Origin of the sequence: Paenibacillus athensensis, from assembly GCF_004514475.2 — a bacterium.
Taxonomy (GTDB): Bacteria; Bacillota; Bacilli; order Paenibacillales; family NBRC-103111; genus Paenibacillus_AL; species Paenibacillus_AL athensensis.
The window spans coordinates 333,052-359,054 of the sequence record NZ_MYFO02000004.1; the positions used below are offsets into that span (position 1 = coordinate 333,052).

Below are 26,003 nucleotides of genomic sequence, written 5' to 3' on the forward strand. Positions count from 1 at the left end.
CGGGCGAGGCGGAGGAAAGGAGCGGCGGCCGATGGCGAAAATTTTGGTAGTGGACGATGATGCCGGCATTCGCGAGCTGATTCGTTTGTACTTGAGCGGCGAAGGCTTGGACGTGCTGGAGGCGGGCAACGGCCGGGAAGCGCTGGCGCTGCTGGAAAACGTTCAGGCCGATCTGGTCGTGCTCGATGTGATGATGCCGTATATGGACGGCTGGGAGCTGTGCCGCGAGCTGCGCCGCCTGCAGCCCGAGCTGCCGCTGCTGATGGTGACCGCCAAGGGCGAGACAGCCCACAAGGTCAAAGGCTTCCAGCTCGGCACGGACGATTACGTCGTCAAGCCGTTTGACCCGCTGGAGCTGGTTATGCGCGTCAAGGCGCTGCTCAAGCGCTACCGGATTGCCGCTGCGGCCGCTGTGCAGATCGGCGAAGCGGTCATCGACCGCGCGACGTTTGAGGTGCGGATCCACGAGCAGCGCGTCGTGCTGCCGCCCAAGGAATTCGAGCTGCTGTACAAGCTGGCCAGCTATCCGGGGCAAATTTTCACGCGGGCGCAGCTGATCGAGCATATTTGGGGCATGGACTACGAGGGCGACGAGCGGACCGTGGACGTGCATGTCAAAAGGCTGCGCGAGCGCTTCGAGCCGCTGGAAGCGGCGTTTGCGATCACGACGGTGCGTGGGCTTGGCTACCGGCTGGAGGCGCGGCTATGATCAAAACGTTGTATTTGCGCGTGGTGCTGACGTATTCGTCCATTGTGTTCATCAGCCTGCTGGTGGCGTTTCCGACGGCCATGACGCTGTTTACGAACCGCTTTATCGGCGAAATTCAAAAAGAAATGCTCTCGATTGTGGCGCGTATCGCCCAGCTGCAGGAGCAATTCCAGCCGCAGGATGTCGATGCGTTCCTGAACGGCTTTTCCGACGTGCGCTCGTATTACTACTTCATGCTGTACGACGAGCGCGGCGGGCGGCGCATGTACGGGGCGCCGAATAAGGAGCAGGCCGACGAGCCTGAAGCTGCCGATGTGCGGCTGGTGCTGAGCGGACAGGATTATAAAACGCTGGATTTCCGCACGGAGCGCGATCCAAACCGGCTGATGGTCGGTGTGCCGATGCAGGTGCGCGGCCAGCCGTATGCGCTGTTTATTTTGCCGAAATTTTTCGACCGTTATCAAGAGGCGCGTTGGCTCATTCTCGTGGTGCTGCTGATCGTGCTGGTCATTGGCAGCCTGCTCATCCTGATCGCTTCGCGGTATGTGGTCAATCCGCTGAAGAAGCTGACGCTGGCGACCAAGCGGCTGGCCCGTGGCGATTTTAACGTGGCGGTGCGCGTCAAGCAGAAGGATGAGCTCGGCGAGCTGGCGGCCAGCTTTAATCATATGGCGGGCGAGCTGAAACAGCTGGAGCAGATGCGTCAGGATTTCGTCTCCAATGTATCGCATGAAATTCAGTCGCCGCTGACGTCGATTCGCGGCTTTTCCAAGGCGCTGCGCCGCCCCGACCTTGGCGCGGAGGACCGCGACCGCTATCTGGAAATCATCGAGCGGGAAAGCGAGCGGCTGTCGCGGCTGAGCGAAAATTTGCTCAAGCTGGCTTCGCTGGAATCGGAGCATCACCCGTTCCATCCCGTTCCGATCGATCTGGATGAGCAGCTGCGCAAGGTTGTGCTGGCGTTCGAGCCGCTGTGGTCCGCCAAGCAGCTGAAGCTGGAGCTGACGCTGCCCAAGACCAAGCTGGTCGGCGACGAGGATCAGCTGCGCCAGGTCTGGACGAATTTATTCCATAACAGCGTCAAATTCACCCCGGAGGGCGGAACGGTCCGCATCGAGCTGCGGGCCTTGACGCAAAGCGTCAAGGTGCGGATTGCCGATACGGGCATCGGCATTCATCCGGCGGAGCGGGAGCAGGTGTTCCAGCGGTTTTTCAAAGCCGACGCTTCGCGGCAGGCGATGTCCGGCGGAAGCGGACTCGGTCTGGCCATCGTCAAGAAAATCGTCGACATTCATCACGGGACGATTACGCTGGATAGCGAGCCGGGACGCGGCACGGAAATGACGGTCGAGCTGCCCGCGACGCATGAAGCGCTTGTGCAGCGTTAAGCCGGGTCCAGCTTGTTCATTTCGATATTACGAGGTCTGCCGAGCAGCTAGCGGCAGGCTTTTTTGCGCAGGTCGACCGCTTGCGGGCAGCCGCTGTCACAATATTGTCTTTTTTTGCCGGGGGTTGCAGGAAGATCGTTCATATTGAGTTCATATTGGACATGTACATTGGGGAGTATTACGAGAATTCGAGAGTGGAGGGACCCGCATGATCCGATTTACCAATTTCGCCATGAAGCATGTGGCGGCGATCATGATTCTTATCGTGCTGCTCTTGGGCAGCGGGGTGTATGCGACGTCGCAGCTGAAGCTGGAAAGCTTCCCGGACATCTCCTTTCCGGTTGTCATGGTGACGACGACTTATCAGGCGCCTCCGAAAGACATCGTGGAGGATATTACGAAGCCGGTGGAGAAGGCGCTGGCCAACGTGTCCGGGCTCGACAGCATGTCGTCGACGTCCAGTGATAACGTCTCTTCGGTCATCCTGCAGTTCGTGCAGGGCACGAAGGTAGAGGACAAAAAGAAAGATATCGAAAGTCTGGTCGCCAACATCAAGCTCCCGGTCGGCGCGGAGCGCCCTAAGGTGCAAACGTTCGGTTTTGCGTCGTTCCCGTCGTATTTTATGGCAATTTCGGCAGAGGGCATGAACCAGACGGCATTGGACCAGCTGTTTAAAGACGTGCTGGAGCCGGGCTTTACGTCGATTTCGGGCATCGACCATGTCGATTCAATCGGCAGCCGCGAAGCCAAGCTCGATATCAAGCTGGATGCCAATGCGCTGCAGGCCTACAATTTGAGCAGTGCGCAGGTCGTCGCTGCCATTCGCGCCGCGCTGGCTGAAGGGCCGGCCGGAACCGTAAAGACTAACGGCAATACCGAGCTGATCCGCATCAGCGGCGATATGAACAGCATATTTAACATGGACAATCTGGAGATTACTGCGCCGACAGGCGATACGTTGCTGCTCAAGCAAATTGCCAAGGTGGAAGCGGTGGCGGAATCGGATTACGTCGCCCGCGTCGACGGGCTGCCGGCCATCGGCGTCAATTTGTATAAAACGAAGGACGCCAATGCGGTGCAATTTTCCGACGATATTCAAAAGATGATCAAGGATTGGAAGCAGCAGTATCCAGGGCTGAAATTCCAGAAAACGTTCGATATGGCCGACAGCGTGCGCGAATCGGTCAACGGATTGCTGCGCGAGGGCATTCTGGGCGCTGTGCTGGCGTCGCTGATGATTCTCGTGTTTCTGCGGAATTTCCGGATGACCGTGATCGTGCTTGTGTCGATCCCGCTGTCGATTCTTATTACGCTGCTGATGATGTGGTATTTCGATATCTCACTGAACATCATGACGCTTGGCGGTATGGCGATTGCTGTAGGCCGGGTCGTCGACGACAGTATTGTCGTCATTGAAAATATTTTTACCCAGCTGCAAAAGGCGCAGCAGCGCGACGAATCGGTCATTCGTCTGGCCACCAAGCAGGTGGCTGCGGCCATTACGTCGTCGACGCTGACCACCGTTGGTGTATTTGGCCCGATCGGGCTGGTCAGCGGCATCGCCGGGCAAATTTTCCGCCCGTTTGCGATTACGATTTCCTGCGCGCTGCTGGCGTCGCTGCTCGTGGCGCTGACGGTCATTCCGCTGCTCGCCAAGCTGCTGGTGCTGCGGGGCTCCGCTGCAGCCCATCATGAGGAGCCCAAGCAAGGCCGCGTGACGGCTTTTTATCAAAAAAGCTTGAACTGGTCGCTCAATCACCGCAAATCGACGCTGGTTGCCGCGATTCTGCTGTTCCTCCTGTCGGTGGGCGCGATTGTGCCGAATCTGGCGATCACGTTCATCCCTTCGGGCGATGAAGAGAAGGCGTTTTATTATGAGATCAAGCTGCCCAAGGAAACGTCGCTGGAGACGACCGACGCCAAGCTCAAGGAGCTGGAGAAGGTGCTGCAGGACGCCAAGGACGCCGACGGCAAGCCGGTGTTCATGTATACGGAGTCACTGGCCGGGTACACGATGCAAGGCGACAAGCTGGCTTACATGGGCATGCTGATGACCGAGGTGGCCAGCGACAAGCAGGTGGCCGAGATCAAGCAGGAATTTCAGGAGAAGCTGAGCTACAACATTCCCAAGGGCGGCAAGGTGACGCCGCAATCGCTTGGCGGAGGCGGACCGGGCGAGTCGGACTCCGACTTCACGTATTCGTTGAAGGGCGACGACCTGCTGCAGCTGGAGCAGGCAGCGGAGCTGGTGCAGACCAAGCTGGCGGCCTATCCCGAGCTGAGCAACGTGAAGAACAGCCTCAGCGACGCCAAAATGCAAATTAACGTCAAGGTGAATCAAAGCAAGGCCCGGCTGTATGGCTTGAGCGCGGCGCAAATCCGCGACAGCGTGCGCAGCTGGGTGAGCGAGGAGCAGCTCGGCGAGCTGAAATTTGACAATGTCAGCTATACGACAGTCGTCAGCATCGACGAGTCGTTCCGCAGCTCGCTGGACAGCATTGGCGGCATTCAGCTGAAAACGGCGTCCGGCAGCGCGATTGAGCTGCGCGACGTTGCTGACGTGGTGCGCGAGGAAGCGCCGACGACGATTCACCGCGATAAGCAGGAGCAGGTCGTCAGCGTGACCGCAAAAATCAATTCCAACAACAAAGCGGGCATCAGCGCGAAAATCGCCAAGGAGTTGAGCCAGGTCGAGCTGCCGAGCGGCGTCACCCGCAAGGTCGGCGGGATCAGCGAGGATATTTTCAAAAGCTTTTCGCAATTATTCATCGCAATGGGCGTTTCAATCTTTATCGTGTATTTCGTGATGGTGCTGGCATTCGGCAACGCTTCGGCGCCGTTTGCGATTCTGTTCTCGCTGCCGCTGGCGGCGATTGGCGGCTTGTTCGGACTGCTGGTCAGCCGGCAGCCGCTCGACGTCACTGCGCTGATCGGCTTTATGATGCTGATCGGGATTGTCGTTACGAATGCGATCGTACTGATCGATCGCGTGCAGCAGCTGCGCGAGGAAGGCTATACGACGCGCCATGCGCTGGTCGAGGCCGGCTTGACGCGCTTGCGTCCGATCATCATGACGGCGGTGGCGACGATTGTCGCGCTGGTGCCGCTGGCGCTCGGTTTGTCGAAGGGAACGATCATCTCGCAGGGGCTGGCCGTCGTCGTGATCGGCGGCTTGACGACCTCGACCGTGCTGACGCTCGTCGTCGTGCCGGTCGTCTACGAAATCATCGATACGCGCAAAACGAAGCGGGCCGAGCGGAAGGCGCGCAAGCGTCGCGGGCCTTCGGCGGGAGCCGGAGCCGGAGTCGGTTCTGCCGGCATGACCGTCACTGTGGAATAACGCGAAAAAGAAGGAGAGATAAAGCGATGATCTATCAAAATCGGTTCAAACGCGGCGCGCAGCTGGCCGCTTTGCTCGGGCTGGCCGCCATATTGGCGGCAGGCTGCGCCAAGCCGGGCGCGGCTCCGGAGGCGTCGGAGAAGTCGGCAAGCGGCATGAAGCAGGTGAAGGTGCAGGCGGTGACCAAGCAGAAGATCGGGGAGCCGGTCGAAATGGTCGCCGATGTCGTTGCTGCAGCGGCGCTGGACATTCCCGTGAAGGCGGACGGCGAGGTGCAGGAGGTGTTGAAAAAGCGCGGCGACCGGGTCGAGAAGGGCGAGGTGCTGCTGCGGATCGATGCCACCGACGCTATGTCGCAGCGGGCGAAAAGCGAACTGAACCGCGAAAGCCTGCAGCAGCAAATGGACAAATCGGAGCAGGACACCGAAAACGGCAAAAAGGATTTGCAAAATACAGTCAACAAGCTCCAGACGCAGGTCGGCGATTTGGAAAAAGCGTACAACCGCGTGCGCAACAGCTACGATGAAGGCAGCGCGACCGACGATCAGGTCGAACAGGCGGAAACGGCGCTGCGCAATGCGCGGATGGATTTGCAGTCGGCGCAGAGCAAGCTGGAGACGCTGGAATCGACCAATTCGCTCGCCTCGCTGGAGACACAGTTGAAATCGGCGGAGCTGTCGTTGTCCGACGCGGAGCGCGCGCTCGGCAACTACGAGGTGAAGGCGCCGGTGAGCGGCGTGCTGACGGATTTCAGCGTCGAGCCGGGCATGACGGTTTCGCGCGGCATGAAGATCGGCCAGGTGCAGCAGGTTGATCATCTGAAAATCAAAGCCGATTTGACCGCATCGGCGGCCAAGCTGGTGCGGGGCAAAACGCAGCTGCTCTTTCATCAGTCCGGCAGCGCCGATGTGATGACGGCCGACGTGACCTATTTGGCCGACATTATGAGCACGCAAAGCAAAACATACCCGCTGGAGCTTGCCGTCAGCAACGCCTCCGGGACGCTTGTGCCGGGCATGCGCGTTCAGGTGCAGCTTACCGGGGAGTCGGAACAAAACGTCGTCGCCGTGCCGACGCTGAGCATCGTGCGCGAGGGCAGCGACAACTTCGTATTCGTGCTTTCCGGCGACCATGTGGAGAAGCGCAAGGTAACGCCGGGCCGGCTGAGCGGCTCGATGCAGGAGGTGCTGGACGGCGTGAAGGAAGGCGAGCAGCTTGTCGTCAGCGGCCAGCATCAGGTGCAGGATCAGGAAAAAGTGGAGGTCGTCAAGCCGTAGGCTTGGCCCCGATAAGGAGGATAACAACGTGAAACAACCGTGGAAAACAACCTTGACCGCCGTCGCCCTTTCTTGCACGCTGCTGACTGGCGCCTACCCGGCGCTGGCCGACAGCGGCGCAGCCACTCCCGCGCCGCTTTCCTATGCGCTGACAGGCAGCCTGCAGGTGGCTGTGAAAAGTGTGCTGAACGAATATGACAGCAGCGGCACGGGACTTGGCGTCGTCGTTCGCGTGACGAATACTTCGACGCGCGTCACGCGCGTGCCGGATTACGAGGTGCGCTTGCGCACGGCCGAGGGCGTCGAATATACGCTTGCGCCCAGCAGCTCCAACGTTCGCTCCGTGCAGCCCAAGGGCAGCGTCGAGCTGAATTATATCGCTTCCGTTGACAGCGACGGCGCGTTCAGCGTGACCGATCTCGTCTGGACCGACGTCAATCTGGACGTCTATCCGAAGACCGAGACGGTCAAGCTCGACGTGCCGCTTGACGGCAGCGTCTGGCAGGGCGATCTGACGATGCTCAGCGATCCGTCGGCGATCAAGAGCTGGGGCGACAGCTTCACGCTGCCGGCGCTGAATTCGCCGCTCCGCTATGCGACCGCAGGCTTTACCAAGGACACCGCTTCGGGCAAGCCGGTGTACGTCGTGCAGCTGCTCGTAACGAACCCGAGCGCGTGGACGCAGACGCTGCCGGAATTCAGCCTGAGCGGCGTTAGCGGCAGCAAGGCGTTTGCGGGCTCCCGCGTCGAGCAAGGACCGATCAAGCTGGAGCCGGGCGAGTCGAGCTATGTGCACGTGGCGATTCCGGTCGATGAAGACGTTACGCTGAGCCGGTTGAACGTGCTGTCGCCGGAAACGTTCCGCGTGGCTGGCTCCGCCGTCACCTACAATGTCGGCCGCCTGCAAATCGGCCTGCCTCAAGGCGACGACCAGCAGGCGATTGCAGCAGCCAGCGACAAGGCGTTCGGCCAGCCGATTGCGTTCGATCCGCACAGCCAGCTGCTGCCAAGCGGCGTCAGCGTGTCGCTGATGAGCTTGCAGCGCTTCGAGAACGACGGCGAAAGCTTCGGCACGGCCGTTGCCAAGCTGAAGATCGTCAATCAGGGCGACACGGCGATTGGCGTGCCGGTCATGGGCGCCGATCTCGTCAGCGAGAACGGCTACACGTATCCCGGCGCGAAAAGCGGTGCGGCCGCTGCCGGCGCAGGCGCGTCTGCTGCCGGGGCCGCAGCGGCGGGGACAACGGCGCAGCAGGTGCTGCCCGGCACGGGCACGGTGGTCAGCTACACGTTCACGCTGCCGAAATCGGACGAAAGCCAGCGCTTTGCGCTGAAGCTTAGCGATATCAAAGCGGCAGCGCCGTACAAGTCGGAAATTGCCAAGCTGTACGTGCCGCTGCAGCAGGACGACACCAGCGATACGAAGCTGACGATGTATCCGTATGAAGTCACGCTGCGCGACTGGAACCTCTCGGCGGTTGCTTCTCAGGGGCTCGCCGGCATCAGCTATTCGTACCAGCTCAAAACGAATCTCGCCGTCAAGCAGGTCGAACCGCTGATCGTCGACCCGTCGCTGACCCGTCTGACTGTCGAGGTCGAAGACGGCACCGGCAACGTCGCCGGCAGCAAAACCGTCGCTCTGACCGGCGCGGAACGCCTCATCAGCGGCGATCAGAAGCTGGTGCTCAGCTCCGGCACCGGCCAGCTGGATTACCCGCTGACGCTGAAATTTTACGAAACGGTCAGCACGCCAAACGGCGATGTGAAACGTTTGCTGTACAGCTACAAGTATTGATAAGCTTGCCCGTCAAGGCTCCGATAGGGGCGCTGGCGGGCTTTTTTTTTAGAAACGAGATAAATCGGTCATTCCATTTGCAAGCGTATTTTGGTAATATTTTATAAAGTAGAAGAATTGTTCCCACGTCAGATTTCCCGGCAAAGGAGAATGCGCATGCGAACCTATGCAAAGCCGCCCCGGACTTCGCCTTCGGGCCCGTCGCTGCGCCGCAAGGCGGGTAAAAAGGCCGGCGTTCGCCGCCAACCGCTTGACGGCCTTCACGAGCTGCACCGGACGATCGGCAATCAGGCCGTACAGCGGACGATTACGCTCGCCGATTATAACGGTCATACCAACGTTGAATTTAAAAAGCCCACCGCCGGTTCGACGAAAGCGCTGCTGAAGGAGAAAGCGATTGATGACATAGGGTATGGCGTCGTCAAAGCGGTGAAAGCTTTGGTGTCCGATCCGCTTAATCACTCGTTCGCCGATGTGGCCGAGCTGGCCAAGCATCTGGACAAACAATTAAACAAGAAAAAGTCAGGATCGGCTATCGATAAGGTGGCCAAATCCGAGCATAAGAAAAACTCCAAGCTGGCCAAGCTTGTCCTTGATCCGACCGCCAAAGAGGTATTGAACGGCCGCGCCCTGACCAACATCAGCAAAGGGACGCTGGCGGCGCTGCGCGAGCATCAGCAGAAGAAAGCCAATTACGCTTCGCTTTTCGGCGATTTCAAAACGAACATCAAGCAACCCGACGGCGTTGACAGCGGGGGCGACGGCAATGCGCTCAAGGACATGATGATGTACATGGATTATATCGAAAGTGAGGGCGTTCAGGATCTGCACGGCAAAATCCAGGACGTTGCGTTCTCGACCAATCTCGACACATCGACGAAAAACCCCGAGGAAGCGTTGTCGATGACCCATGTCAGCATGAGCGGTACGAAAAAGAAATCGGCCTACGCCACGTTCCCGGCCAACAATATTCAATTGCCGCTGCTCAGCGATAACAAATCTCAGCAAACCTTAAATGCGCTGGAAGCGTCGCGCAACAGCGGAGCGTTCATTTTCTCGCAAATCGGCAAATACAAATCGCTGCAAAACAACTGGATGACTCCGCAAAACGCCATCGATCCGATGCAGCACGGCAGCTTTGAAATCTCGTCGATTTCCGGACAGCACAGGAATGACTTTAACGATCGCCTGGCGGAGAATTCGAACCGGACGTACGATATGCTGCTGGCCAACAATGACGGCTGGGCGAAGCAGCTGGAGGGGCATGTCAAGGGCTATCAGGATTCGAAGGCGAGCGACGACGATAAATTCAAAGCCTTTAAGGAGGGGAGCCGCTTGATGGTCCAGCAGCTTGGTGCTTTCACGAATCAGGACAAGCTGACCCCGCCATCAACGCCGGAATATCAGACGGTTTACGATAATATGTAGTGTTTGGATGTAAAATAACCACGAGTACGGCCGGGAGGGATCCCGGTTTTTTTGGTGTTTTGGCAAAAAAATCAGCGATTTGTTCCCGCGGGGCCGCTGCTCTGTGATAAAATAAGGAAATGAGCTTGAAAGCGCTTATTTATCGGCAGGCGCAGATGGGTGTGCGCTGAGTACGACGAAAGGGAGGGACCGCTATGGGCGAAGATCGGCTATGGATTCGCGCGGTCGTTGGCGCGCTGCTGGGAGCGGCGCTGCTGGCCGCAGCCTGGCTGGTGCTGGTGTGGCAGCCAGAGGCGGCGGACAGGCCGCAGAAGACGCCCAAGCCCTCCTCGGAAGCGGCTCCATCCCCGACGCCGGACAAGGCCGGAGAGCTGGCCCGGCGCTTGGCGGATATGGCTGGCTGGCCCTCTGCCGGACGACGCTTTACGACCGATAGTCAAACTCCGCTGGTGCTGCTGCGCAAGGAAAGCCAGGTCGTGTATGTGCAGGACAATCAAATCCGCTATGACTGGCTCGACGGCACGAACTATCAGAACATTCCGCTCAGCTTCCCGAGCGCGCGTAGCGGTTATGTCTGGCGCAGCGGAGCGATCGCCTATATCGGGCTTCCGGTCAAGAGCGGAGAGTCGGAAACGGCAGGGGACTGGTATGTCCTTCAAGTTGCCCCCGGAGTCTCCAATCCGTTGAAGCGGCTGGGCCGACTGCCAATTGCTCCCGATATGGTCAAAGCGGTATCGTTTGCCGACGGTCCGCAGGGAGCGTTGTTTCTGGTTGAAAATGAAAAAGAAAATGAATATAAGGAATACTGGATCAGCTCCGAAGGCAAGGGGCCGCTGTATGTGTCCGATTCGTCCTACGAGGCGTCGCGGGCGGCAGCGCTGGCTGCGGAGAGGCAGCAGTTGGACAAGCTGGCGTTTGACAGCGTACGGCGGCTGGAAACAACCGGCGGCCAACTGCTGTATGCGCTGCAGGATGCGCGCGGACTTGTTCTTTATGAAGAGCTGGCGACCGGGCCGACGGTGTATCGGCTGTCGGGCTACGCGCTGAATCAGGCCCGGCCGGTATCGCCCAGAACGACGCTGGCCGGCTCGGCCGGGAGCACGGCGTATTTGCTGAATGTGCAGCCGTCGTCTGGAGCAGGCAGCCGCACGTTGCTGCTGCGTAGCGGAGGTCCGGTATGGCTTGGAGACGGGGGGCGGCTGCAGGAGCCGGGCTGGGAGCTGTTCGATGACTGGAATTTTGTCCGTTTGTCCGAAACGCACGTCGAGACGGTCGCCGTTGAACCGGCTCGCGGCTCTGCACAGGGCGCTGAGGCTGCGCCCCTCCAGCTGCGCTACGATGCGCTGGAGCTTGGCGGCGCAGCCGAGGTTGTCCGGTCGCTAAGCCTGTTGACGGGCGAGTTCGGCGAAGAACGCCGCTACTTGTCGCTTTACGATTTGCTGAATCGGACGAGCGGGGAGCAGGACGCGCTCTGGATGAAGGAGCTGCCGGAAGGCCGCTCCGTTGCCGCTGCAGGCGCAGCTGCGCCGGAGGGAGAGCTGAGCGTGCCGTTTCCGGCGCAGCCGGAAGCGACCCCCGGCGTACCGGAGGAGCTGCAGGGCGCGCTGGACGCCGTGGACCGCGCCGGCAGCGGAGAAGCGACGACGCATACGGTGCGGCGCATCGACGGGCGCTGGTACGTGCTGACCGGCAGCCGGCTGGAGGCGTGGGACCGCGAGCAGGGACTGACCCGGATTGCCGAGCTGCCGGTGTCGGTGCGCTGTACGGAGGGCAGCTATCGGACGTGCAGCACCGCGCTCGATTTTACCCGGTCGGGCGGCTATTGGTACGTGGCCGATACGTTTGGCGACCGTGTGGTCAAGGCCGATGCCGCAGGACGATTGAAGGCCGAAGCCGAGCTGCGGTTGCCGTCTGCGCTGAGCTGGAATGCTGGCGGGGAGCTGCTGGCAGAAGGACTTGGCGGACGCAGCCGGCTTTCGCGTGAGCTGACCGTGCTGGGCCATACGGCGCCGGCGCCAGCCGTCGATGCGAGCGCGCTGACGATGCAGGAGCTGCTCATTGACTCGGACAGCTATTACGAGGACGGTCGCGGGCGGCGCTGGGCGTTTCGGACCGACCGGCTGCTCGTGTGGGATGAGAAGCAGATGATGCTGCGCTCCATCTACACCGGACCGGCAAACAACGCGGCTGTTCGCGTCAGGCTGCTGCCTTACAGACAACAGTTGCTGCTTGTATATGACGACCGCATTTTGTTTTTTGACGCCAACGGAAAATGGCTCAAGCAGATGACACTGCCGCCTCCGGCGACCGGCGAGCCGCAGAGCATGGGCGATACAGGCTCCTGTGCGCTGGATGGCGGCAGCGGCGTGCTGTATATGCAACGAGGCGCGCAGGTGCTGCGGATCGATTTGGAGCAGGGCAGCGCAGCCGAATTGTTTGCGCAAACGCGCGCTTCCTTTGGCAAGCTGCTGTATGAGGCGGGCGCTTTGTACATCACGCTGCAGCCCGCCGGCGGCTATGCTGCGCCAGACGCATTGACCGAGCTGCTGCGCATCGATCCTGCCACCGCAGCGGTACAGCGTTACCGCGCCCCTGCAGGCTATCGTTCGGAAGCGCTGACGGCTGAAGCCGAGCTTGTGCTCGAAGCTCCGCGCCTTGCGGCGGGCGGCAACGGGCAGCTAACGCGGCTGCTCGTCCCGCTGCAGAGCTTGAAGTAACAGAAAACCTCCAGACCGCCATTTGGCGATTCTGGAGGTTTTGTTTTACCGGACGCTTTGGTCCCCACGGCTCGGGCCGAGGCAATGCCTGTTCAGTTATCTTCGCTGCTATCAGGTTCCGCTGCGTCTTCCGCTGTTCCGGCTGTCGACTCGGATTCCACTGCCGGAACGGATTCGACCGGCGCATGACGCCAGAACATCACCGTCAGCATCCGATCGATCCAATCCTTATCCAGCTCGCTGAGTACCACGCCGTCGAACAGCAGCTCATTTTCGCGCAAAAAACGGCGCAAATTCACCGGACTGCGGCCTTCCTCGGGCGCAGCGGGCTCCGACGCCTCCAAATAGCCGGCCATCACCATCAGTTCGGCATACGAAATATTCAGCCCTTCGGACAGCTTGGCCAGCACGTCCGGAGACGGAATGCCGCGATTGCCGTTCTCCAGCTGCGAGATATAGGCAGCCGACACGCCGGAGCGATCAGACAGCTCGCGGATGGTAAAGCCCTTGAGCTTGCGCAAGTCTCTCAATTTATCGTAGAAATACATCGAGGTCCCCCCGATCCGCGAGATGGTAAACGAAAGTTAACATTTTTATAATAACAGTTTACATTAGTGAAATCAATCACAAACGTTGCCAGGCTGTGGCGTCACTGGTCTTCACGCGTTGGAATTTCCCCGGCGCGCCGCTCTTTCCAGAACAATACGGTGAGCATGCGTTCAATCCATTCCTTGTCCTCGTCCGTCAGCAGAATACCGTCGAACAGCAGTTCATTCTCGCGCAAAAACCGCCTTAAATTCACCGGATGAACAGCCGCTTCCGCGCCTTTGGCCGGCGCTTCCAAATAACCGGCAATTTCCATCAGCTCGGCATAGCTGACGTTCAGCCCCTCAGAGAGCTTCATCAGCACTTCGGGCGAAGGCACGCCGCGATTGCCGTTCTCCAGCTGGGAAATGTAGGCCGCCGACACGCCGGAGCGCGCCGCCAGATCGCGGATCGTAAATCCGCGCAGCTTGCGCAAATCTTTTAATTTATCATAAAAATACATCGCATCCACCCCAGCATAAAACAAAAGTAAACATAAGTTAACGAATCTATAATATCAGTTAACTATAGTACTAGCAATATCCGCACAAGGGGGGCTGGGGCGTCCCTTGGCTGACTGGCGGTCGGTAAGGCGGCGGCAATAAAAAAACCGGAAGGCGCGTATCTTGCGCTTCCGGTGCTTGCCGTTGTCGAGTTGCCGCTTTGATGCCGATAACAGGCGGCGATCAGCGGGAATAGGTTTGAAAAATAACGACGGCGTTATGGCCGCCAAAGCCAAACGAGTTGGACAGGCCCGTCCGGAGTCGGGCCCGGCGCGCCGTATTCGGCACGTAGTCCAGATCGCACGCCGGATCGGGATGCTCCAGATTGATCGTTGGCGGAATCAGACCGCTCTGCAGGGTGCGAATAAGCGCCACGGCCTCGACGCCGCCGGCTGCGCCGAGCATATGCCCGAGCATCGATTTGTTGGCGCTGATCGGCACGTCGCCGGCGCGCCGTCCGAGCAGCTTTTTGATCGCCAGCGTCTCGGATAAATCGCCGGCTTCGGTGCTGGTGGCATGCGCGTTGATCGTATCGATTTCCTCCGGCGCAAGCTGGGCGTCAGCGAGCGCGTCGCGCATGGCCCGATACGCTCCTGCGCCTTCGGGATCGGTCGCCACCATATGATAGGCGTCCGATGTTGAGCCATAGCCGACGATTTCGGCATGGATGCGCGCCCCGCGCCGCTCGGCATGCTCAAGCGACTCCAGAATCAGCACGCCGGCTCCCTCGGCGGCAACGAACCCGTCCCGCTGCGCATCGAACGGGCGGCTGGCGCGCTCCGGCTCGTCGACCCGTGTCGACAGTGCCGTTGCGTTGCCGAAGCCGGCGAGCGCCAGGTCGGTCACCGTCGCTTCCGCGCCCCCGGCGATGACCGCATCCGCGCCGCCGCGTTGGATCAGCTTGAACGCCTCGCCGATCGCGTTATTGCCGGTTGCGCAAGCCGTCACCGGCGCCAGCACCGGGCCTTTGGCCCCGAACAGGATGCTCACTTGGGCAGCGGCCATGTTCGCAATCATCATCGGCACGAGGGTGGGGCTGACCCTTCCGGGGCCGCGCGCCAGCAGCGTGCGATAATTGTCCAGCATCGTTTGGATGCCGCCGATGCCGGAGCCGATGTAGACGCCGATCCGTTCCGCGTCGGCTTGGCCCATGTCGAGCGCCGCGTCGTCCAGCGCTTGGCGGGCGGCGGCGACAGCAAATTGGCAATAGCGGTCCATTCGCCGCGCTTCACGCCGGCCGACTGCGGCTTCGGCGTCAAAATCGCGGACGATGCCGGCGATATTCGTTTTATAAGCCGAGGTGTCGAAGCTGTCGATGCGGCTGACTCCTGATTGTCCGGCAACCAATCCGTTCCACAATGTGGTCGTATCGTTCCCAAGCGGAGAAATGACGCCCATTCCTGTAATGACTACGCGCTGCATAAGCTGCGGCCTCCTTCAAGCCCCGGAATCCGACGGCTTCATATCGTCTATTTGCAACTAGCATGTCACAGGATTTATCATATTACAAGTAAGCATTTATACTGGTATAAGTACTGACAGGCTAACCACACAACAGGGAGGAACGAACATGAACAGCGCAGAACGTCTGGCCGCTTTATCTGAATTTCTCACCACGCATCGCGCCCGCTTGCAGCCGGAAGCGGTAGGGCTTCCCGCTGCGGGCCGCCGTCGCACGCCCGGCTTGAGGCGCGAGGAGGTCGCGCAAATTGCCGGTGTCAGCACAACGTGGTATACGTGGCTGGAGCAGGGACGTGCCATCAAAATGTCGGCCCAGGTGCTTGATCGCATCGCCTTGGCGCTGCAGCTGAATGAGGATGAACGGCAATATTTGTTTATGCTGGCGCTGGAGCAGCCGGCGCCTACCGCTGTCGACGAGCGGGCGCCGACGGTGACACACGCCTTGCGCCGGATCATGGAGGAGCTGCGCGAATGCCCGGCGATTTTGTTCGACCGACGCTGTAATATCGTGGGCTGGAACCGGGCGGCCGCTGCCGTTTTTATCGATTTCGAGCAGGTTCCCCCGAGTGAGCGCAACATGATCTGGCTGCTGTTTACGCGCAAGGAGTTCAAGGCGCTGGCAGCGAATTGGAACGACTTCGTCAGCGGATTCCTGGCGATGTTCCGCTCCTACTACGGACAGTATGTCGGCGATGACTGGTACAGCGATTTTATTCGTTCCATCAGCGAACGAAATGCCGAATTTGACGCGCTGTGGCACCGCAACGATGTCAGCTCCGCACCCGAGGTTTCCATTGAATTCAGACACGCCAGAGCCGGCAAAATGCTGTTCGATTTGACCATGCTGCAGGTGCAGGGGCAAACGGATTTGCGCTGCAGCGTCTATACACCCGCGCCCGGCACGGACACCGGGGAAAAACTGAGCCAGCTGCAAAAAAGGCTGGGAGACAGGCTATAGCCGCGATGCAGGAGGGAATGTCCGTGGACAAAAACAGGACTGCCTTTTTTTGTCATAACATGGTATAATGAAGCGGGAAATGGGAATGCGTGTTCGTGGTGAAATAACAGCGCATCGTCCAGTTGTATAAGAATGACAGTTCGGCCATAAGCGCAAAATCAAAGCTGCTGCCGGCGGCTTTGCTTCCCGGCTTGCGAGCAGGCGTCTCCCGGCCCAGCCTTCGGCGTGCAGCGCGATCCTTCTGTTTCGTGTACGCGGCCCGCGCTTGAAACCAGCTCTCCAACCCCTGAAACGGACCCGGAAAAAGCATGATTCACAAATGTGTACTTTTGTAAACAAAATTGGTTGCAAAAGTAAAATAAAATGCTATAGTGGAAATCAGGGGAACAAAAGGAGAACAGGGGTGGGCACGGATGAGAATAGTCGCGAAGTCGCAAGATTTCATAAAGGCCAGAATTGTCAAAGGGTACACGCAGAGAGATTTGGCCAAGCGGTCGGGCCTCAGCCACGCCTATATCAGCTTGCTGGAGCGGTCGGTGAAGACGGTGGGTCCGGCGACGGCCAAGAAGCTGAGCGATTTGCTCGGCAAGGAGATGGAGGAGCTGTTCCATATCGAGTAGCCTCTATGCGCCGTAAGAAGCCTGGTGCGGCGTGCGCTTTTCCCTGACGGATCAAAGCTGTATAATGAAGAGCAAATCAATCCGTGCAGGAGGAACTATGCTTCTATTCATCCAATGGTTCCGGCGAGTTTTGAGAATGAACAGCGCCGTGCTGGTAACGGTTTCGGTCGTATTGATTGCAGCGGCTTCCTTTGCTGCGTATGCGCTGGAGCCGCAGACGTTCAAGCATCCGTTTAACGGCTTCTGGTGGGTCATGACGACGGTCACGACGGTCGGCTATGGTGATTTTTATCCGCATACGGTCCCCGGCAAAATTCTCGGCGTCGTGCTTTACTTGTTTGGCATCAGCTTGATTTCGATTATCATCAGCCGTGTGGTGGACAGCATATTCGTCTACAAGCGCAAAAAGGAGGAAGGCCGGTTGCGGTATCGGGGAGAAGGGCATTTCGTCATTATCGACTGGAGCAAGCACGCGGAATTCGCCGTGGAGGAAATATTGAACACCGATCCGAAGGCGGATATCGTATTGATTGATCAATACGAGAAAACGCCCTACGAGCATGATCGCGTGCATTACGTCCGCGGCAATCCCGTACGCAAGGAAACGCTGGACCTTGCCAATCTGGAGCAAGCCAGAGCCGTGTTCATTTTTGCCAACGAAATTACCGAATATAACAAATATGTGCGCGACGACTCGTTTGTCGACGGCAAGTCGCTGCTGACCGCCACGGCGATTGAGCGCCATTTCTCGCATATTCATACGGTCGTTGAGGTGGTGGACCGCGAGCATATTCAGAATTTCCAGCATGTCAAGGTCGACGAGTTCATTGTCAGTACGGAGACGGTGTCGAGGCTGGCCGTTCGCGCCGCCTTTAATCCTGGCGTTTCCAAAATCGTATATGAGCTGTTATCCCGCGGTCAAGGCGAGGATTTGTACGAAATTCGTCCGCGCAAGCATTGGGCCACCTATCGCGACGCGTACATGGAGCTGCTGCAGCAAGGCGCTACGTTAATCGCCGACGGGGACAAGCTCGATATCAACCGCAGGCTCGACGAGCCGATTCCCGCAACGGCAAGATTATTTGTCATTTGCGATTATGCTACCTATGCCAAGCTGTAGCGTTATTTGACGATAGCTTGTACAAAGCCGCTTGCCGCCCTTCGTTGCATGAACGCCGGGGCCAGCGGCTCTTTTGTTTTTTCGCCAGTTTGCGCGGAACCAGGATATGTCCAAGCTTTTTGGCGGCTAACGGAACCACGGAACAGGCAGCCCGGCCCGCAGCGAGTAGGACCGCCATGCGCTATTCGTATTTGACCACCTTGTTTTTGCCGGTTGTTTTGGCTTTATACATCGCTTCGTCTGCCATCTTGATCAATTTCTCGGCATCAAGTCCGCTTTTATACATACTGTAACCAACACTGACGGTAACGATCGTTTCTGTTTCAATTCGTTTGCGCACATGCTCGGCGAAAGCGGCCATGTCGACATCGGGATCGGTCACCATCGCCACGATCTCTTCGCCGCCGTATCTTCCGGCAATGCCGCAGTCCTCGCACGCTTCCTTCACAATCGCCGCCACCTGCTTGAGCGCTTCGTCGCCCATGTGATGCCCTTTCGTATCGTTCAGCTTTTTGAAGTTGTCAATATCGCTGAAAAGAATCGAGACCGGCAGCTGCCGCTGCACGTATTGCCTGACCCGCCCGTAAAAAAATTTGCGATTATACAGCCGCGTCAGTCCGTCCGTAATCGAAGATTGGTAAATCGCCTGCATCAGCTCGACCACGCGATCAAACAGCAGGAAAAACAGCAGAAAGCAGTACAGCACCGGCAGCGCAAACTCCAGAAAAGTCAAAAACGGCTGCGTATCACTGTAAATATAGGCGTTCAGCAAATGAGCGGTATGCTCGGCAAAAAACACCGTTAACGTCAACTGGTATTTGCCCTGCTGGCCGACAAAAGGCGGTATTAGATAGGAAAACACAAAGATCAGCATAAAAATATACAGCTCCAGGCCAATATCCTGCAAGAGCTGCACCTGCTGCTCCGGACCCGCATACCACTGCGGAATGTAGACATGAAGCAGGGAAATGAGCAGGCCGAGCCCGATCAAGCCGTAGAACAGCCAATAATGCCGGCGGCGCGTCCGGTTATAGAGCTGGAACACACCCATTTGCACCAGCACAAAGGATACGATTTTCAAAATGACCACCGTATAAGCCGTTACGCTATGGTAAGCCTCGACTTTAACATACAGCCGCAGCCCATAGTAGGCGGCAAGAAATACGAGCGCTACTGTAATCGACAAATAGCCTTTTTTGCGGCGGCTTGCATACAGCCTGAGCGACATGACCAGCATCAGCGCGATTATGACGAGAGCGGCGGCACAGCCCAGCAACGGGCCGTTCCCGCCATTAAACAAGTAGGTCATCGGGCAGCTTCCTCCATCATTCGACAATCGTTCTTTCATTATATGACAAAAAACGGCGTGCGCATAGAAACGGATTGATTTGGGCATACTGTTCTCTTTTCTATTCCAGCCGCACCAGTTACAATAAGAAGGAAGGTGAACGAATCAGAGAGGGGCTTTGCCGTGAACATCCTGCAAGCATTGTTTTTTCCCCCGGAGCAGCCGGGAGGGGTTTCGTCGATGGTGCCCTACATACTGGAACGTTTTCATAAAAAGGGCTGGCAAATGGAGCTGTTTTCCCTGCCCAAGCGTATTCGCGGGAAGGGGACGGAGGAAGTCGAATTCTCCACCTTCGACTGGCGCGCTTTTGCCGGCAATCCGATCGTCGATAAATATATTCAAACCTATAAGGACTACGTCTGGTGGACGAAGCTGCGTCTGACCAAGCCGTTTCATTTGATTCACGCCCATCATCCGATTGCCGGTCTGGCGATGAAGGAAGCGTTCCCGGATACGCCGGTCATTATGACCGTACACTCCAGCTTCGAACGGGAGCTGATGCTGAACGGCCGCATTCAGGAGAACGGGCCCGAACATCAATTTCTGACCGCGTTATATGGGGAGCTGGAAGCGAAGGTCGAGCAGCTTTTGACCGTGTCCAACTCCTTTAAGCATTATTTGGCCGATTACGTGCAGGATGCCGAGCGGATTGGCGTCATTCCGAACGGTTTTGACGAAAAGCGCTTTCGTCCGGTTTCTCATGAAAACAAGGTGCCGCAGCTGATTACCGTGTGCCGGCTCGTGCCGGCCAAAGGTCTCGACACGCTGCTGCTCGCTTGCGCCGAGCTGAAACGACGCGGTCATTCGTTCGTGCTGCACATTATCGGCGACGGACCCAGCCGTGAGGAATTGGAGCAGATCGCGGTTCGCGAGCAGATTTATGAAGATACGATTTTTTACGGCTATATGCTGCATCCAGAGGAGTTCATGCCGTTTTTTGATATTTTTGTGCTGCCGTCGCGGGCCGAGGCGTTTGGTTCGGTGTTTGCTGAAGCGGCCTTGTGCTGGCTGGCGCTGATCGGCACGAATGTAGGCGGCATTGCCGAGCAGATCGAACACGGTCATAACGGACTACTGGTGCCGGTCGGCGACGCGCATGCGCTTTGTCTGGCGCTGGAAAAGGTAATTATCGATCCGTCGTATCGCTACAATATGGCGCGGGCGGCTTGGGACAAGGCGAAAAAAACGTATTCCCTGAACCGCGTGCTCAATCAGCTCAAGCATGTGTACGAGGCTTATCAATAAGCGTGGCGCAGCCCAAGGAGAGTGAACGTCAGCCATGTTACCGCTAAGGTTTTTGCATGCAGCCGATCTGCATCTGGACAGTCCGTTTAAAGGAATGGCAACGCTGCCTGAGCCGATTCGCGAGCGGGTGCGCGAAGCGACCTTCGATGCGCTGCGCGCGCTGGTGACGCTTGCGGAACGCGAGCGTGTCGACTTCGTCGTGGTCAGCGGCGATGTATACGATTTGTCCGATCGCTCCCTGCGCGCCCAAATCCGCTTCCAGCGCGCGCTGGAGCGACTGGCGGCGGCTCACATTCCCGTTTATGTCATACACGGCAACCACGACCCTGAGGACGGCCGCGCGGCGCAGCTGAATTGGCCGCAGGCTGTCCATTTTTTTGCCTCCGACCGGGTGGAGACCGTTGCTGTCGAAAAGCCGGGGCGCGGCGTGATTGCTCATGTCCACGGCATTTCCTATAAAACGGCGGCTGTCCACGACAATCTGGCGCTGCGCTTCCGCGGCGCCGATCCGGGCGTGTGCCAGATTGCGCTGCTGCATACGAATGTCGACGGCGACCCTGCCCACGGCAACTACGCGCCGTGCACGCGCCGCGATTTGCTGGATCGCGGCATCGATTACTGGGCGCTTGGGCATGTCCACACCCGGCAGGTGCTGTGCGATCAGCCGGCCATCGTCTACCCGGGCAATATTCAGGGGCGCAGCGTGCGCGAAACCGGCCCGCGCGGCTGCTACATCGTCGAGATCGACGAGACGGGACGAGCCGACTTGCAATTCCATGCGCTGGATGCCGTGCGCTGGTATCAGGAAACGCTGTCTGTGCAAGGACTGGGCACCGAGCAGCAACTGAAGGATGCGCTGCTGGGCCGCTTGGAGCAGGTAAGGGAGCAGGCAGATGGCAGGTCCGCAGTGGTGCGGATCGTGCTGGAAGGCAGATCGGCGGTTGGACGCTTGCTGCGCAGAGGACGAGCCTTGGAGGAATTAACGGCCGAGCTGCGCGAAGGCGAAGCCGATCGCAGCCGCTTCGTCTGGCTGGAATCGATCGACGATCGCTCGCGCAGCGAGCTGGATTGGGAGGCGCTGCAGCAGGAAGCGAGCTTTCTCGGCGATTTGCTGCGCTTGTCCGGGCACTTGCAGCAGGATGATGAGGCGCTGCGGGCGTTTGCAGCAGAGGCGCTGGCAGCGCTGGACAGCTTGCCCTCCGTCGCGGGACGGCCGCACGCTGCCGGAGATGAGCAGTTGCGCGAATGGCTGCGCGCTGCCGAAGAGCTGGCCGCCGATTTGCTGGCCGGGGAAGGAGGGAAGGACGCATGAATATCGTCGCGATTGAAGTAGCCGGCTTCGGTGCGCTGCGCGAACGCAGCTGGTCGCTGGAAAGCGGGCTTACCGTGCTGTACGGGCCCAATGAAGCGGGCAAAAGCACGCTGATGAGCTTTATCCGCGCCGTGCTGTTCGGCTTTCCTTCACGCATGAAGCCGGCCGAGCGCTATGAGCCGGCAGGCGGCGCGCACGGCGGCGCTTTGGTGCTGCTCGACGAGTCCGGCCGCCGGATTCGCGTCGAGCGTTACGACGGAGCCGCTGCCGGAATGGCCGGAGTGCGCCACCCCTCGGCAGGCACGGTCAAGGTGACGCTCGAAGACGGCACGACCGGCGGCGAGGAACTGCTGCGCGCGCTGCTCGGCGGCTTGTCGGCCGAGCTGTTCCGCAGCCTGTTTGCTTTTGGACTCGGCGAGCTGCAGGAGCTGGGCACGCTGCAGGCCGGGGAGCTGAGCGGCTATATTTACAGCGCCGGTCTGGGCGTCAGCGGAACGACGATCCGGGAAGCCGAGCGCAAGCTGGCAGCGCAAGCAGACAGCTTGTACAAGCCGCGCGGCCGCAATCAGGAAATCGCCGTTCTGGTGCGCGAGCTGGACGAGACCGAACGGCTGCTTCGCCAGCCCCGTCAGCAGTCCGCTGCTTACGACAGCCTGCAGGCCGAAAGACGCGGCCTTGAGCTGCGTGTCGCCAAGCTTCGCGAGCGGCAGCGCACGCTGCAGCGCCAGTTGGACAAGCTCGAACTGACGGCGCGGGCGCGCAGCACGTGGGTGCGCTTCAAAGGCGTGAGCCGCGAGCTGGAGACATTGCCCGAGCTGCCGAATTTTCCCGACGAAGCGCTTGCCCGGCTGAATCACCTCGAGGATGAGCTGGAGCGGGCCGCAGCCGCCTGCGAAACGCTCGCGCTGAAGCAGCGCAGCTTAGCCGATAGCCTGGCCCGCCTGGCCGGAGCGGCTGCGGAGAGCGAGCTGGGTTTGCCCGTTGCGATGTCGGGAGTTTGGAATGAGCGGAAGTTGGAGGAAGGCGAGCTTGGGGCGGAGAGAAAGCAGAAGCCGCAGGAGGGCGAGTCTGGGCCGGAGGGTGAGCAGAAGCCTCTGGAGGATGAGCTTGGGGCGGAGAGTGAGCAGGAGCCGCAGGAGGGCGAGTCTGGGGCGGAGAGTGAGCAGAAGCCTCTGGAGGATGAGCTTGGGGCGGAGAGTGAGCAGAAGCCTCTGGAGGGCGAGTCTGGAACTGAGAGTGAGCAGAAGCCGCAGGAGGATGAGCTTGGGGAAGAGAGAAAGCAGGAGCCGTTAGAAGGCGAGTCTGGTGCGGAGAGTGAGCAGAAGCCGCAGGAGGACAAGCTTGGAGCGGAGAGAAAGCAGGAGCCGTTAGAAGGCGAGTCTGGAACTGAGAGTGAGCATAAGCCGCAGGAGGACAAGCTTGGAGCGGAGAGAAAATCGAAGCTGCGTGAAGGCGAGTCTGAAGTGAGGCAAGCGGGGTTTTCGGGTCTAGTGGTTTCTGATGTTGTTGTTACGGCGGCAGATGTACGCGCGAGCGATTCGCAGGCAAAAGCTGCGCTGGAAAAATTGCTCGATGAGCTGCCTGTCTATACTGACAAACGCAGGGAGCTGCTGGAAAATGGAGCAGAGCTGGCGCAAGCGAGGCTGCTGACCGGACGGCTGTTGGAGCAAATCGATGCAAGCTGGAGCGAGACAACGTTAGCTGCATTCCCTGTATCCATTGCGTTGCGTGAAGAAATTCGCTCGTTCAAGGAAGCGTTTGCCGGGCTCCATGCCGAGGAGCAGCGGCTGAATGCTGAGCGCGAGCATTTGCGTCTGCAGGCGGTCAGGCTGGACGACAGCGTGCGGACGCTGGAGCTTGATCTGGCGCGATTAACGGCGGCAGAGTCGGCGAACGCGGATGTTGGCGGCCAAGCGGACATCGTTGCCGGAGCGGGCCAGCGCGCGGAGAACGCCGATGCGAGCGGTCAAGCGGGCGACGGCGTGTACGGCGCGGCTGCCGGGACGGGACGCGGAGGCGACGCGCTGCGGCGGGCGCTGCAAGACGCGGAAGCGGCCGGGCAACGAGCCGACGAAGCGGCTGCGCTCGTGCGCCAGCTGACGCGCGAGCACGCGCGTTGGCGGCTGCTGAGCAAGGACGTCGAGCACGCCCGCGAGCGGGCGGACGAGCGTCAGCGCCAGCAGGCGCAATGGGCCGAGGCCGAAGCGCTCGGCCGGCAAGTCGCCGCGAGCCGTCGCCTGCGGCTCGCGCTGCTGACCGCGCTGGCCGGGCTGCTGCTGGCCGCGTGGCTGCTCTGGCAGGGCGCTGTGCCCGCCGCTGCCATCGCCGGCGCCGTGATGATCGTCATCGCGATCATCCTCGGCGCCCCGGGCGCGGGCGAAGCCCGGCGCGCCCGCAAGGCCGGCGTGCGCTTCGCCGGCACGCCGGAGCCGCCGCCCGCCCCCGGCACGCGGGCGGCAAGAGCAGCGGCGCGCGCCCCCGGCGCGCCGTTAGCGGCGGCGCCTGCGGGAGCGCCGCGGGGCGCTTCGCCCCTCGTCGGGGGCGAAGCGGAGGAGGCCGCGCGCGATGAAGGCGCGGCTGCGCGTCTGGAGGCTCAGCTCGCCGAGCTGGAGCAGAGCCTCCAGACCAAGCTGGAGCGCCTGCTCGGCGGGCGCTCCGAAGCAGCGGCGGCGCTGGGCGATGCCGGCGCGGTGCTGCGCAGCTCCGCCGCGGGTTACGATGCGGCCGCCAGCCGCACCAACGCGCCGGCCGGAGCAGCAGCCTTCGCGCCTGATCGCGGTCCTGCCGCTGCCGGGCGCATGCCCGCCTCGCTGCTTGCCGAGCTTGACAGCCTGCTGGAGCGGCTGCAGCTCGAAGTGGAGCATGGGCGTGAGCGGCGCGCCGAGCTGCGGGCCAAACGCGACAAGCTGCGCGAGGCGCAAGCGATCAGGGAAGCGCACAGAGCGCAGGAGGCGCAGCTGGCTGCTGCCGGACGAAGGCAGGAGCTGGCGCTTGCCGAGCTGCATGCGGGCTGGCAGGCTTGGCTGGGCGACCATCAGCTCAGCAGGGGACTGTCGCCGGATGCGGCGCTGGAGACGGCGCAGGCGGCCGAACGCGCTCAAGAGCAGCTGCGTCAGCAGCGCCGTCTGGAGGCACGGTGCGCGCGTCTGGGCAGCGACATTGCCGAGTACGAAGATGCGGTCGCAGCGTGGCTCGGCGAAGCGGCACGCGCTGAACCGGCTGCTGCGTTGCGGCGCTGGAAGGAGCAGCGGCAGGAGGCGGAGCGCATCGAAGAGGAGCGGCGCGGACTGCAGCAGCGGCTTGCCGAGCTGGAGCAGGAGCGCGAAGCTGCCGATGCGCATGCTGCGCGTGTGCAAAGCCGGCTTGAAGCGCTGCTGCGCGAGGCGTCTGCGGCCAGCGGCGAGCAGCTGCGTCATTTGCATCGGCGGCAGGAGCAGCGCGGCAAGCTGCTGGAGGATCACAAGCTGCTGGCTGAGGCGCTGGAGTCGCTCGTCGGTGCAGCGGCGCTGCCTGAACTAACGGAGCTGCTGGAAAGCAGCGGCGAAGACGAGCTTGAAGGAAGCCGGCGCAATCTGGAGCAGCAGCTGCAGCAGGCGGCTGAGGAAGAAGACGCGCTGCGCGAGCAAGCCGGAAGGCTGCTCGGCGAGGTCGAAAAGCTGGAGCAAGGGCGCGAGCTCGCCGACCGGCTGCTGCAGGCCGAGGCGCAGCGGACGGCGCTTTCCGCGCTCGTCGGGAAATATGCGGTGGCTTCCTTTGCCACTGCGTTAATTCGCAAGGCGCAAGAGGTGTACGAGCGCGAGCGGCAGCCGGGCGTTTTGCAACGGGCTTCGGGATATTTCAGCGCCATGACGGATGGACGGTTCGTTCGGGTAAAAGCTCCGTTTGGCCAGCAGCGTCTGGTGGCCGTCCGCGCAGGCGAGGAAGCGGTCGAGACGGAAAAGCTGAGCCGGGGCACGGCCGAGCAGCTGTATCTGGCGATGCGGCTGGCGCTGGCTGAAGAATATGCGGGTAAAGCGGTGCTGCCGCTGGTGTTGGACGACATCCTCGTTAATTTCGATGACGGGCGAATGGAGAGCTGCTTGCGGGTTTTGAACGATTTTAGCGCCAGACATCAGGTACTGCTGTTTACGTGCCATGCTCACGTCCGTGAAGCGGTGCGCAAGCTGTGTCCGGGGCAAGGCGTAATCGAGTTGTAGC

The 26,003-nt window shown here is 60.1% G+C and carries 17 protein-coding genes; 13 read left to right on the forward strand and 4 right to left on the reverse strand.

The genetic code is table 11. The annotated features are described in order from the left end of the window. The first annotated feature begins 31 nt into the window (after positions 1-31). The 7 genes from B5M42_RS09695 (at position 32) to B5M42_RS09725 (ending at position 12,654) form a co-directional block, all read left to right on the forward strand. On the forward strand, positions 32-709 hold the full coding sequence (locus tag B5M42_RS09695; RefSeq protein WP_134749590.1) for a response regulator transcription factor: 678 nt from the start codon (positions 32-34) through the stop codon (positions 707-709). After that, a complete protein-coding gene (locus B5M42_RS09700; RefSeq protein WP_134749592.1) occupies positions 706-2,097 on the forward strand; it encodes a sensor histidine kinase in 1,392 nt (463 codons plus the stop codon). Before B5M42_RS09695 ends, B5M42_RS09700 begins: the two co-directional genes overlap by 4 nt. Positions 2,098-2,305: 208 nt before the next feature. Next, on the forward strand, positions 2,306-5,437 hold the full coding sequence (locus tag B5M42_RS09705; protein ID WP_134749594.1) for an efflux RND transporter permease subunit: 3,132 nt from the start codon (positions 2,306-2,308) through the stop codon (positions 5,435-5,437). Between the two features lie 26 nt (positions 5,438-5,463). Then, entirely contained in the window at positions 5,464-6,714 is a 1,251-nt protein-coding gene (locus B5M42_RS09710; RefSeq protein ID WP_134749596.1) for an efflux RND transporter periplasmic adaptor subunit, read from the forward strand. A gap of 28 nt (positions 6,715-6,742) precedes the next feature. Continuing rightward, positions 6,743-8,509 (forward strand): hypothetical protein, encoded by a 1,767-nt coding sequence (locus B5M42_RS09715; RefSeq protein WP_134749598.1) that lies wholly within the window; start codon positions 6,743-6,745, stop codon positions 8,507-8,509. Positions 8,510-8,665: 156 nt separating this feature from the next. After that, positions 8,666-9,937, forward strand: a complete 1,272-nt coding sequence (locus B5M42_RS09720; protein ID WP_134749600.1) for a hypothetical protein — start codon at positions 8,666-8,668, stop codon at positions 9,935-9,937. Positions 9,938-10,131: 194 nt separating this feature from the next. Continuing rightward, on the forward strand, positions 10,132-12,654 hold the full coding sequence (locus B5M42_RS09725) for a hypothetical protein (protein ID WP_134749602.1): 2,523 nt from the start codon (positions 10,132-10,134) through the stop codon (positions 12,652-12,654). Positions 12,655-12,746: 92 nt separating this feature from the next. Here B5M42_RS09725 and B5M42_RS09730 read toward each other — a convergent pair whose 3' ends face one another. The 3 genes from B5M42_RS09730 to fabF all read right to left on the reverse strand — a co-directional run bounded on the left by B5M42_RS09730 (position 12,747) and on the right by fabF (position 15,164). After that, the gene (locus B5M42_RS09730; protein ID WP_134749605.1) at positions 12,747-13,202 is read right to left on the reverse strand and encodes a helix-turn-helix domain-containing protein; all 456 of its coding nucleotides are present in this window, start codon (positions 13,200-13,202) and stop codon (positions 12,747-12,749) included. A 101-nt stretch (positions 13,203-13,303) separates the two neighbouring features. Beyond that, entirely contained in the window at positions 13,304-13,702 is a 399-nt protein-coding gene (locus B5M42_RS09735; protein ID WP_134749607.1) for a helix-turn-helix domain-containing protein, read from the reverse strand. 223 nt (positions 13,703-13,925) lie between these two features. Then, positions 13,926-15,164 carry a beta-ketoacyl-ACP synthase II gene (gene fabF / locus B5M42_RS09740; RefSeq protein WP_134749609.1) on the reverse strand — a complete coding sequence of 413 codons (1,239 nt, stop codon included), beginning with the start codon at positions 15,162-15,164 and terminating at the stop codon, positions 13,926-13,928. 148 nt (positions 15,165-15,312) lie between these two features. On the opposite strand from fabF, the gene B5M42_RS09745 reads away from it, so the two are divergent. The 3 genes from B5M42_RS09745 to B5M42_RS09755 all read left to right on the forward strand — a co-directional run bounded on the left by B5M42_RS09745 (position 15,313) and on the right by B5M42_RS09755 (position 17,901). Then, on the forward strand, positions 15,313-16,161 hold the full coding sequence (locus tag B5M42_RS09745; RefSeq protein ID WP_134749611.1) for a helix-turn-helix transcriptional regulator: 849 nt from the start codon (positions 15,313-15,315) through the stop codon (positions 16,159-16,161). A 413-nt stretch (positions 16,162-16,574) separates the two neighbouring features. Further along, positions 16,575-16,781 (forward strand): helix-turn-helix domain-containing protein, encoded by a 207-nt coding sequence (locus B5M42_RS09750; RefSeq protein WP_134749613.1) that lies wholly within the window; start codon positions 16,575-16,577, stop codon positions 16,779-16,781. 97 nt (positions 16,782-16,878) lie between these two features. Further along, a complete protein-coding gene (locus B5M42_RS09755; protein WP_167689595.1) occupies positions 16,879-17,901 on the forward strand; it encodes a potassium channel family protein in 1,023 nt (340 codons plus the stop codon). 181 nt (positions 17,902-18,082) lie between these two features. Here B5M42_RS09755 and B5M42_RS09760 read toward each other — a convergent pair whose 3' ends face one another. Next, positions 18,083-19,210 carry a GGDEF domain-containing protein gene (locus B5M42_RS09760; protein ID WP_134749618.1) on the reverse strand — a complete coding sequence of 376 codons (1,128 nt, stop codon included), beginning with the start codon at positions 19,208-19,210 and terminating at the stop codon, positions 18,083-18,085. Positions 19,211-19,372: 162 nt separating this feature from the next. Between B5M42_RS09760 and B5M42_RS09765 the strand changes: the two genes are divergently transcribed. From B5M42_RS09765 to B5M42_RS25290, 3 genes are read left to right on the forward strand one after another with little or no spacing between them, the layout of a single operon-like run. Next, on the forward strand, positions 19,373-20,494 hold the full coding sequence (locus B5M42_RS09765; RefSeq protein WP_134749620.1) for a glycosyltransferase family 4 protein: 1,122 nt from the start codon (positions 19,373-19,375) through the stop codon (positions 20,492-20,494). A 34-nt stretch (positions 20,495-20,528) separates the two neighbouring features. Further along, on the forward strand, positions 20,529-21,806 hold the full coding sequence (locus tag B5M42_RS09770; RefSeq protein ID WP_134749622.1) for a metallophosphoesterase family protein: 1,278 nt from the start codon (positions 20,529-20,531) through the stop codon (positions 21,804-21,806). After that, positions 21,803-26,002, forward strand: coding sequence for an AAA family ATPase (locus B5M42_RS25290; protein WP_268999132.1), 4,200 nt, complete (start codon positions 21,803-21,805; stop codon positions 26,000-26,002). The genes B5M42_RS09770 and B5M42_RS25290 overlap by 4 nt, the downstream gene beginning before the upstream one ends. Position 26,003: the final 1 nt, after the last annotated feature.

What these genes read in the sequence shown, in the direction of transcription:
- B5M42_RS09750 (WP_134749613.1), top strand. Translation starts at nt 16,575, where the DNA reads ATGAGAATAGTCGCGAAGTCGCAAGATTTCATAAAGGCCAGAATTGTC.
- B5M42_RS09735 (WP_134749607.1), bottom strand. Translation starts at nt 13,702, where the DNA reads ATGTATTTTTATGATAAATTAAAAGATTTGCGCAAGCTGCGCGGATTT.
- B5M42_RS09745 (WP_134749611.1), top strand. Translation starts at nt 15,313, where the DNA reads ATGAACAGCGCAGAACGTCTGGCCGCTTTATCTGAATTTCTCACCACG.
- B5M42_RS09695 (WP_134749590.1), top strand. Translation starts at nt 32, where the DNA reads ATGGCGAAAATTTTGGTAGTGGACGATGATGCCGGCATTCGCGAGCTG.
- B5M42_RS09760 (WP_134749618.1), bottom strand. Translation starts at nt 19,210, where the DNA reads ATGACCTACTTGTTTAATGGCGGGAACGGCCCGTTGCTGGGCTGTGCC.
- fabF (WP_134749609.1), bottom strand. Translation starts at nt 15,164, where the DNA reads ATGCAGCGCGTAGTCATTACAGGAATGGGCGTCATTTCTCCGCTTGGG.
- B5M42_RS09770 (WP_134749622.1), top strand. Translation starts at nt 20,529, where the DNA reads ATGTTACCGCTAAGGTTTTTGCATGCAGCCGATCTGCATCTGGACAGT.
- B5M42_RS09725 (WP_134749602.1), top strand. Translation starts at nt 10,132, where the DNA reads ATGGGCGAAGATCGGCTATGGATTCGCGCGGTCGTTGGCGCGCTGCTG.
- B5M42_RS09755 (WP_167689595.1), top strand. Translation starts at nt 16,879, where the DNA reads ATGCTTCTATTCATCCAATGGTTCCGGCGAGTTTTGAGAATGAACAGC.
- B5M42_RS09720 (WP_134749600.1), top strand. Translation starts at nt 8,666, where the DNA reads ATGCGAACCTATGCAAAGCCGCCCCGGACTTCGCCTTCGGGCCCGTCG.
- B5M42_RS09730 (WP_134749605.1), bottom strand. Translation starts at nt 13,202, where the DNA reads ATGTATTTCTACGATAAATTGAGAGACTTGCGCAAGCTCAAGGGCTTT.
- B5M42_RS09700 (WP_134749592.1), top strand. Translation starts at nt 706, where the DNA reads ATGATCAAAACGTTGTATTTGCGCGTGGTGCTGACGTATTCGTCCATT.
- B5M42_RS25290 (WP_268999132.1), top strand. Translation starts at nt 21,803, where the DNA reads ATGAATATCGTCGCGATTGAAGTAGCCGGCTTCGGTGCGCTGCGCGAA.
- B5M42_RS09705 (WP_134749594.1), top strand. Translation starts at nt 2,306, where the DNA reads ATGATCCGATTTACCAATTTCGCCATGAAGCATGTGGCGGCGATCATG.
- B5M42_RS09710 (WP_134749596.1), top strand. Translation starts at nt 5,464, where the DNA reads ATGATCTATCAAAATCGGTTCAAACGCGGCGCGCAGCTGGCCGCTTTG.